Annotated in this window: 7 protein-coding genes; 3 read left to right on the forward strand and 4 right to left on the reverse strand. The window is 58.7% G+C overall.

The genetic code is table 11. The features are described from left to right. Positions 1-28: 28 nt before the first annotated feature. A complete protein-coding gene (ppk2, locus tag AB8804_RS02775) occupies positions 29-856 on the reverse strand; it encodes a polyphosphate kinase 2 (protein WP_371182766.1) in 828 nt (275 codons plus the stop codon). A 134-nt stretch (positions 857-990) separates the two neighbouring features. On the opposite strand from ppk2, the gene araJ reads away from it, so the two are divergent. Beyond that, on the forward strand, positions 991-2,166 hold the full coding sequence (gene araJ / locus AB8804_RS02780) for an MFS transporter AraJ (RefSeq protein ID WP_371182768.1): 1,176 nt from the start codon (positions 991-993) through the stop codon (positions 2,164-2,166). A gap of 9 nt (positions 2,167-2,175) precedes the next feature. On the opposite strand, the gene AB8804_RS02785 is transcribed toward araJ, so the two are convergent. Beyond that, positions 2,176-3,378 (reverse strand): NAD(P)/FAD-dependent oxidoreductase, encoded by a 1,203-nt coding sequence (locus AB8804_RS02785; protein WP_371182770.1) that lies wholly within the window; start codon positions 3,376-3,378, stop codon positions 2,176-2,178. 130 nt (positions 3,379-3,508) lie between these two features. Here AB8804_RS02785 and AB8804_RS02790 point away from each other — a divergent pair, with 130 nt between their 5' ends. After that, positions 3,509-4,015 carry an Rrf2 family transcriptional regulator gene (locus tag AB8804_RS02790; protein ID WP_371182773.1) on the forward strand — a complete coding sequence of 169 codons (507 nt, stop codon included), beginning with the start codon at positions 3,509-3,511 and terminating at the stop codon, positions 4,013-4,015. Positions 4,016-4,056: 41 nt separating this feature from the next. Here the strand turns inward: AB8804_RS02790 and adhP are convergent, their stop codons facing one another. After that, a complete protein-coding gene (adhP, locus tag AB8804_RS02795; protein WP_371182776.1) occupies positions 4,057-5,067 on the reverse strand; it encodes an alcohol dehydrogenase AdhP in 1,011 nt (336 codons plus the stop codon). A 242-nt stretch (positions 5,068-5,309) separates the two neighbouring features. Here adhP and AB8804_RS02800 point away from each other — a divergent pair, with 242 nt between their 5' ends. Then, the gene (locus AB8804_RS02800; protein ID WP_371182777.1) at positions 5,310-5,909 is read left to right on the forward strand and encodes an inorganic diphosphatase; all 600 of its coding nucleotides are present in this window, start codon (positions 5,310-5,312) and stop codon (positions 5,907-5,909) included. 36 nt (positions 5,910-5,945) lie between these two features. Here the strand turns inward: AB8804_RS02800 and AB8804_RS02805 are convergent, their stop codons facing one another. Continuing rightward, positions 5,946-7,655: an ABC-F family ATP-binding cassette domain-containing protein gene (locus AB8804_RS02805; protein WP_371182779.1), complete on the reverse strand. Its 1,710-nt coding sequence runs from the start codon at positions 7,653-7,655 to the stop codon at positions 5,946-5,948. Positions 7,656-8,282 lie beyond the last annotated feature (627 nt).

Raw genomic sequence — 8,282 nt, forward strand, 5'->3', positions numbered from 1 at the left:
GCCGCCGGTTTTGACCGGCGGCGTTTTGCTAAAACCGTTCATGTATAAACCTGAACGGGTATTTTGTCGGCTTCACCTTACCAATTTTACGCTTCGGTAAATCCAGCGTTTCGATATGCAGGTCTTTATAGGGGATCTGCGAAAGCAGGTGCGAAATAATATTAAGCCGCACGCGTTTTTTATCCTCCGACCGTGCAACAAACCACGGTGCCCACGCGGTGTCGGTGGCTTTAAACATCTCGTCCCGCGCCACGGTATATTCGTCCCAGAGGTTGAACGATTTAATATCCATGGGCGACAGCTTCCAGGTCTTTCGTCCGTCATTAATTCGGTCGCGAAGGCGACGCTCCTGCTCTTTTGGCGTCACCTCGAGCCAGTATTTCAGTAAGATGATCCCCGCATCAACCATCGCTTTTTCCATCACCGGCGTGCCGTCCAGAAACTTCTCAACCTGTTCTTCGGTACAAAAGCCCATCACGCGCTCAACGCCCGCGCGGTTATACCAGCTGCGATCGAAAATGACGATTTCTCCGGCCGAAGGCAGGTGGGAAACGTAGCGCTGTAAATAGAGCTGGCTTTTCTCCTTTTCGGTAGGGGCCGGCAGGGCGACAACCCGGAAAACCCGGGGGCTGACGCGCTCGGTGATGGCTTTAATCGTACCTCCTTTGCCCGCGCCGTCTCGCCCTTCAAACACGATACAGACCTTCAAACCTTTGCTGACCACCCACTGCTGAAGCTTCACCAGCTCTACGTGCAGGCGGCGCAGCTCTTTTTCATACTCTTTCGTTTTCAGGGGCGTTTTCGCTGCGTCATCAACCACTTTGTTCGCGTTCTTTTTGCTGCCCATACCTGTCATCCTCTTGCGGGTCTACCTGAAGTGTAATCGACCTGAATAAATGGACTAACGTGTCAGAGATCGGTTTTGAACTGGTTCACCATACCAGTTTGGTCAATAATGCCGGTTGCCTCTCTTTTCTTTGTGGTTGCGGTATGAAAAAAACGATCTTTTCGCTGGCGCTCGGCACGTTCGGTCTCGGTATGGCCGAGTTCGGCATTATGGGCGTCCTCACCGAGCTGGCGCACGATACCGGGATATCCATTCCCTCCGCCGGGAACATGATCTCGTTCTATGCGTTTGGCGTGGTGATTGGCGCGCCGGTGGTGGCGCTGTTTTCCAGCCGGTTTTCGCTGAAATCCACGCTGCTGTTTTTGGTTGCCCTGTGCGCCATCGGAAACGCCATTTTTAGCCTGTCGACAAGCTATACCGGGCTGGCGGTCGGGCGGCTTATTTCCGGCTTCCCCCACGGCGCTATCTTTGGCGTCGGCGCGATCCTGCTGTCGAAAATTGCGCCGCCGGGCAAGGTGACGGTCGCCGTTGCGGGCATGATCGCCGGGATGACGGTCGCTAACCTGGTGGGCGTGCCGCTCGGCACCTGGCTCGGGCATGCGTTCAGCTGGCGCTACACCTTCTGGCTGATTGCCGCCTTCGACGCGCTGGTGATTTTGTCCGTGCTGGCGTGGGTGCCCAGCGTCTATGACAAAACGGAAACCCGGCTGGCCGAACAGTTTCATTTTCTCAAGCGGCCGGAGCCGTGGCTTATTTTCTCCGCCACGCTGTTTGGCAACGCCGGGGTGTTTGCGTGGTTCAGCTTCGTGAAGCCGTTTATGGTGAGCGTGTCCGGCTTTAGCGAAGGGGTGATGACCGCGATCATGATGCTGATGGGGCTTGGCATGGTGCTGGGCAATCTGGCGAGCGGAAAGCTGTCGGCGCGCTTCAGCCCGCTGCGCATTGCGGCAACCACGGACCTGATCATCGTCGCCTCGCTGCTTTCGCTGTTTGCCTTCGGCGAGCGGCAGACGGCTTCGCTGGTGATGGGTTTTATCTGCTGCGCCGGGCTGTTTGCGCTCTCCGCGCCGCTGCAAATTTTGCTGCTGCAAAACGCGAAAGGGGGCGAACTTTTAGGGGCTGCTGGCGGGCAGGTGGCCTTTAATCTCGGCAGCGCGGTAGGGGCGTACTTTGGCGGGATGATGATCGTGCTGGGCTTCAGCTGGCGCTACGTCACGCTTCCGGCGGCGATTCTGTCCTTCTCGGCGATGACGTCGCTGCTGCTGTACGGCTACCTCAAATCGAAACGGGCTCAGGCCAGCGCGCGCGCGCCGGCCTAAAGATCGGAACTAGACAAATTTCGCCAGCGGATCGGCGGCGGCAAAGGCGACCGCGCGGTCCGCTGCTGGCGGATAGATCAGCTCGTTGGTGATGGCGATTTTGATTTTCTTCGCCTCATCGCGAACCGATTTCACCTGCTGATCCCAGCCTTCGGTATACACCGCGCCCCACGCGCCGAGATCCAGACAGGTCACATAGTTCACCTGGCGATAGGGATACGGCTCTGCGCCGAGCAGGCTGGCCGCCGCGTTGTGACCGGCGAATTTGCCGAGCTGGATGGCGTGCTGGCAGGTCATCAGCGCGGTGTTCCCCACGTCGTCCGTTTTGGCATGGGCCATATCGCCGGTGGCGTACACGTCCGGGTGCTGCACAACCTGCAGGTTTTCGTTGACGATAAGGCGGCCCTGGCTATCGCGATCGTCGCTAATCTGCTGGCTCAGCGCGTTGGCTTCTACGCCAGCGGTCCAGACGACGGTGGACGACGCTATACGCTCGCCGTTTTTCAGCGTCACGCCGCCTTCATCAATTGCTTCAATTTCGCTGTTCAGACGCCACTCCACGCCCAGCTCGCGGCTTGCGTCTTCAATGGTTTTACGCAGCGCCTCGCTGTAGCGTCCGCCGATAACCGCGCCTCTTTCAACTACGATAACTTTAGTCTGCGTATCTGCGCCGAAGCGCGCGCGCAGGCGGGCAGGGAGCTCGGTGGCCAGCTCGATGCCGGTAAAGCCGCCGCCGCAGACCACCACGGTATTGCGCTGCGCGCTGACGGGGTGCGCCGCCAGCGAATCAAGATGGGCTTCGAACGCCTGCGCGGACTCAAGCTGGTCGATATCAAAGGCGTGCTCAGCCAGCCCGGCAATCGGCGGGCGCCTGGCCTGGCTGCCCGTCGCCAGCACGAGACGCTCGTAGGACACGACGGATTTGCCGCCGCTGGCATCAAGCCAGGTCACGGTTTTAGCATTGACATCAATGGATTCGGCGCTTCCGGCGATAAATTCGATGCCCAGTTCGTCAAACAGCCCGCCCAGCGGAGCCACCAGCGTTGACACTTTTTCTTCGTAGAAGCGTGGGCGCACGCGCAGTTCGGGGGCGGGAGCCAGTACGGCGATCTTCAGGCCATTATTGCCTTCCAGCGCAGACAGGCGGGCGGCGCTGACGGCTGCCCACATACCGGAAAAACCACTACCCACAATTAAAATTTGCTTCTTCATGTTCGATCCTTTTGATCGTCAGGCCGTATGTCTGACATAACTGCAACTATACTTGTCGGAGTTAACTGCGACAACTTCTTTCTGAGTTAAAATTCGTTATAATGGCCCGAACAGCAATCTGGAGTTAACCATGGCGTTTTACAGTTCCGGTGTGGAATACGGCATTCACAGCCTGATGTGTATGGTGGATGCGAAAGGCAATGAGCGCGAGATGAGCGTCCGGGAGATGGCTGCCCTGCAGGGCGTGCCGTACGATTACTTGGGCAAAATCTTCACGCGCCTGTCGCGCGCCGGGCTGGTGAGCAGCACCGAAGGCAAGGGCGGAGGCTTCAGGCTGGCGCGTCCGGCCGAGCTGATCTCCGTGCTGGACGTGGCGCACGCCATCGACGGTGAAAAAAACATGTTTGAATGTCGGGAAATTCGCCAGCGGCTGGCGGTGTTTGATGAAGCGCCCCCGGCGTGGGTGTGTGACGGCCCGTGCGGCGTGCGTTCGGTGATGGACAGCGCCCAGCAGCGGATGGAAGAGGAGCTGGCGCGGCACACGATTTTAGATCTTGCGCGTAAGATGTACCGCAAAGCGCCGGATACGTTTCAGATTGAAGTACAGGAGTGGATTGCCGACAGGCGGTCTTCCTGAAAAGAAGCCGGGGAGGGCGACGCCTTCACCCGGCACGATATTTACGAACGTAAATCGATAACCATGCGGCCGCGAATCTGGCCTTGTTCCATCTCTTTAAAGATGGCGTTGATATCCTCCAGCGGGCGCATTGCCACTTTCGGAACCACCTTGCCCTCGGCGGCAAACTGGAACGCTTCAACCAGATCCTGACGCGTGCCCACCAGCGAACCCACAACCTGAATGCCGTCCAGCACCAGACGCGGAATGTCGAGGCTCATGGACTCCGGCGGCAGGCCAACGGCCACCACGCGGCCACCCGCGCGCACGGCATCCACCGCAGAGTTAAACGCCGCTTTCGCTACCGCCGTCACCACCGCAGCGTGCGCGCCGCCGGTTTTCTCCTGAATGATCTTGGCGGCATCTTCATTGCGCGAGTTAATGGTCAAGTCAGCGCCCATGCTGGCCGCCAGCTTCAGCTGCTCGTCGTTCACGTCGATGGCAATGACCTTCGCATTAAAGACGTTTTTCGCATACTGCAGCGCGAGGTTACCTAACCCGCCGAGACCGTAAATGGCAATCCACTGGCCAGGCTTGATGTAGGAAATTTTCACCGCTTTATAGGTAGTAACACCTGCGCAGGTGATGCTGCTGGCCGCGGCGGAGTCCAGCCCGTCCGGCACTTTAACCGAGTAATCGGCGGTGACGATGCACTCCTGCGCCATGCCGCCGTCAACGGAATAGCCGGCGTTTTTCACGTCGCGACACAAGGTTTCGTTCCCGGAGTTACAGTATTCGCAGTGGCCGCAGCCTTCGAAGAACCACGCTACGCTTGCGCGATCGCCCACCTTGAGTGAGGTCACGCCTGGCCCGATCTCCTTCACAATGCCAATCCCTTCGTGCCCGAGGATCACGCCGGTTTTGTCGCCGAAATCACCGTTCTTAACGTGAAGATCGGTATGGCACACCCCGCAGCATTCCATTTTGAGCAGGGCCTCACCGTGCTCAAGCGGGCGTAATGTTTTTTCGGTGACGTTAACCTGATGATCGTGAGTCACTACAGCAGCCTTCATATGTTTCTCCTTGTTCATGACGAGAATCTGCATTGCATACACTACCCCTCAAGGATTAATACTTTGCCGCGCTAATGCAAGGTAACCGCAACATAATGTAATAAATTCAGGGCATATCAGATTAAGAACAGAGCGATCCTCTAATAAATAGGGGGGAATAAAACTGCCAAAAAAACGTCATGATTCCGTCATGCGCCAAACGTAACGTGTTGTCTTTCCAATAACCGAAGAGTTAAAAGACAATGCATCTGGTGAAAAAACTTATCGCAGCGGGCGTTTTCCTGTCCGCTTCCGTACAGGCCCAAAACATTCTTGAATTTCCTCAGCCGGACAATAACCCGGAAGAGTTCTACGCCGTGACGGAGATCCCGGCGGGCGGGATAATCAAATATGAAACCGATGCAAAGACCGGGTTTATCGTCGCCGACCGCTTCCAGTCCATGCCGGTGGCGTATCCGGCGAACTACGGCTCGCTGACCCAGTCTTTAGCCGGTGACGGCGATCCGCTGGACGTGATCTTCTATACCCGCGCACCGCTGGCGCCGGGCACGCTGATCAAGCTGCGCGCCATCGGCGTGCTGAAGATGGTGGACGGCGGCGAGAAGGACGACAAAATCGTGGCGGTTCCTGCCAGCAAAATCGACCCGACCTACGACGACATCCACGAGCTGAGCGATCTGCCGAAGATTGAGGTTCAGCGCCTCGAGTCATTTTTCCGCGTCTACAAGCAGCTGCCGGAAGGGCGTAAAAAAGTGGAGCTGAGCGGCTTTAACGATGCCGCCGCGGCAAAGCAGGAGGTTAAGCAAGCGTGGGATGCGTGGAAAGCAAAAGCCCCGCAGTGATTAACTGGCCCGGCGGAATAACCGCCGGGCGCAGGACTACAGCTGTTCTTCCAGGTTTTTAATCTCCTCGCGCCACTGCGCCTGAAGCTGCGGCTTTTGATGCTTCGGCTTGCGCGCCAGATCCTCGGCAAGCAGCGTCTCCAGCGCAACCAGGCGCTCGAGCAGATCGTCCGACGGCGAAGGCTGCGTTGAGGTGGCCTTCTCAGCCGCAGCCTGCGGCATAGCGCCTGACGATTCGCGCAGCCGCTCGAACACGGCTTCCGCGTCGTGCCACTCGCTGAGCGCGCCGTCCTCTATCAGCCAGAAGCGGTTGCAGCTGTGGCTAATCAGCTGACGATCGTGGCTCACCAGCAGAACACCGCCTTCAAACTGCAGCAGGGTTTCCGCCAGCGCCTCTTTGCCTTCCATATCCAGATGGTTGGTCGGCTCGTCGAGCATCAGCAGGCTATACCGGGCGAGCGTCAGCCCGACAAACAGCAGGCGGGAACGCTCTCCGCCGCTGAGGGTGGAGACCTTCTGTCCGTGGCGCGCCCACGGGAAACCGGCGCCGATCAACGCCATCTTGCGATCCTGCGGGTTGGGCGCAAACGGCTCAAGCGCGTCCAGCAGCGTGGCGTTGTCCGGCAGCTGGTTTAGCGTCTGGTCGTAATAGCCGGGAGCGACGCGAGGGTGGATTTTCAGCCCGTCCTCCGCCGGTTCTCCGGTCATCTGGCGCCAGATAAGCCGCATCAGGGAGGATTTGCCGCAGCCGTTGCGTCCGACAATCGCCACGCGATCGCCGCTTTTCAGCCGCGCGACGTCCACGCTGAACAGCGCGGGCAGGCCGGGCGCGGGCGGTACGGCAAGATCCTCCATCTCCAGCAGGCGGTCAGCCCGCAGCGCGTCGCCGCGCAGGGTGAGCGTCCACGGGCTGCCCGCCTTGAGCTCGGTCTGGCTCACCTTCAGCCGCTCGACCTGTTTTTCCATCTGCTTCGCCTTGCGGGCCAGATCCTCGTTGTCGTAGACCTTGCCCCAGGTCGCCAGCCGCCTGGCGCTGGCGGCGACGCGGTCAATCTCCTTTTGCTCCGCCTTGTGGCGCTGCGCGTCGCTTTCGTCCTTCGCCAGCAGCGCCTTACGCGCCGCCGTGCAGGGCAGAGCGAAGTAGTGCAGCGTTTTATCGCGCAGGATCCAGCTGCCGTTGGTGACGGCGTCCAGCAGCTGCCGGTCGTGCGAGACGAGCACGAAGCTTCCCGACCAGGCTCGTAAAAACTGCTCCAGCCAGAGCAGGGTCGGCAAATCGAGGTGGTTGCTGGGCTCGTCAAGCAGCAGCAGGTCCGGATCGCTAATCAGCGCCCGCGCCAGCAGCAGCCGCGTGTGCTGGCCGCCGCTGAGCGTGGCGGACTGCAGCGCCATATCGTTCGGCGTAAAGCCCATTCCGGCCAGCAGCGTTTCCGCCTTCCAGCGCAGGCTTTCCCGTTCAGCGGCCGGGAGTTGCGCCAGCACCGCGTCCAGCATGGTCAGCGAGAGAAGATCCTGCGGCAGATGCTGTTCCACGCGCGCCAGCAGGCAATGCCCGGCCAGCGCAACGGTGCCGAAAGCGGGGGAGTCGGTGCCGTCGAGGATCTTCAAGAGCGTGCTTTTGCCGCAGCCGTTATCGCCCAGCAGGCCAATGCGGTCGCCTTTTTTCAGCGTAAAGGAGAGGGAGTCGAAGAGCGTGCCAAACGCCGTTTCAACGCGTAAAGATTGTGCAGTGAGTAAAGTGCTCATTGTTGCTTACCCAAGAGTTACAGGCATGTTTATGCCTCGTCAAACATCGCTGACGATAACTCAGTAAGCCCGAGGGAAGGGATTTCAGGGGGTTGTGTCTTCGCTCAAGCCGACGTTATCGCAGCACGATATCGGTAACGCTTGAGCAGACGCGATCGCCTAAGGTATGTGAAAAATTGAAAATTTCACAGTACAGCATATCGGTCCTCCTTATATATTCAGTAGGTTGATGGATGAAGGGAGTGTAGCGGGGGAATGGAGGTTTGGCTAGAGGGTATTCGTTAGTCCGTAGGCCCGGTAAGCGAAGCGCCACCGGGTGGTTAGGCTGCACTGCGGTCTGGTGCTTTTACCACAGGGAGAGGGATCTCAGCCAGCAGCGGTTAGGATTTCATTAACAGAATAAAGTACTTAAAGCGACATCCCGGTCCGGCTGAAAATCGCTGAGGCGTTTCCTGCAGGCCGGGAGCCCGGATTGTGAAGGGGGCGGCGGCTGTATGAACCGGTCACATGGGTTACAGATCTGACCGGTCACATAGGTAACACTTTTTGACTTAATCGGCCCGGATTATACGATGATTTCGTCTGTCGTACCGGGCCAGTATCAGTTCACCAAAGCCAATTTCATCC

Source organism: Enterobacter sp. KBR-315C3_2022 (assembly GCF_041399425.1).
In the GTDB taxonomy this organism is placed as follows: domain Bacteria; phylum Pseudomonadota; class Gammaproteobacteria; order Enterobacterales; family Enterobacteriaceae; genus Enterobacter.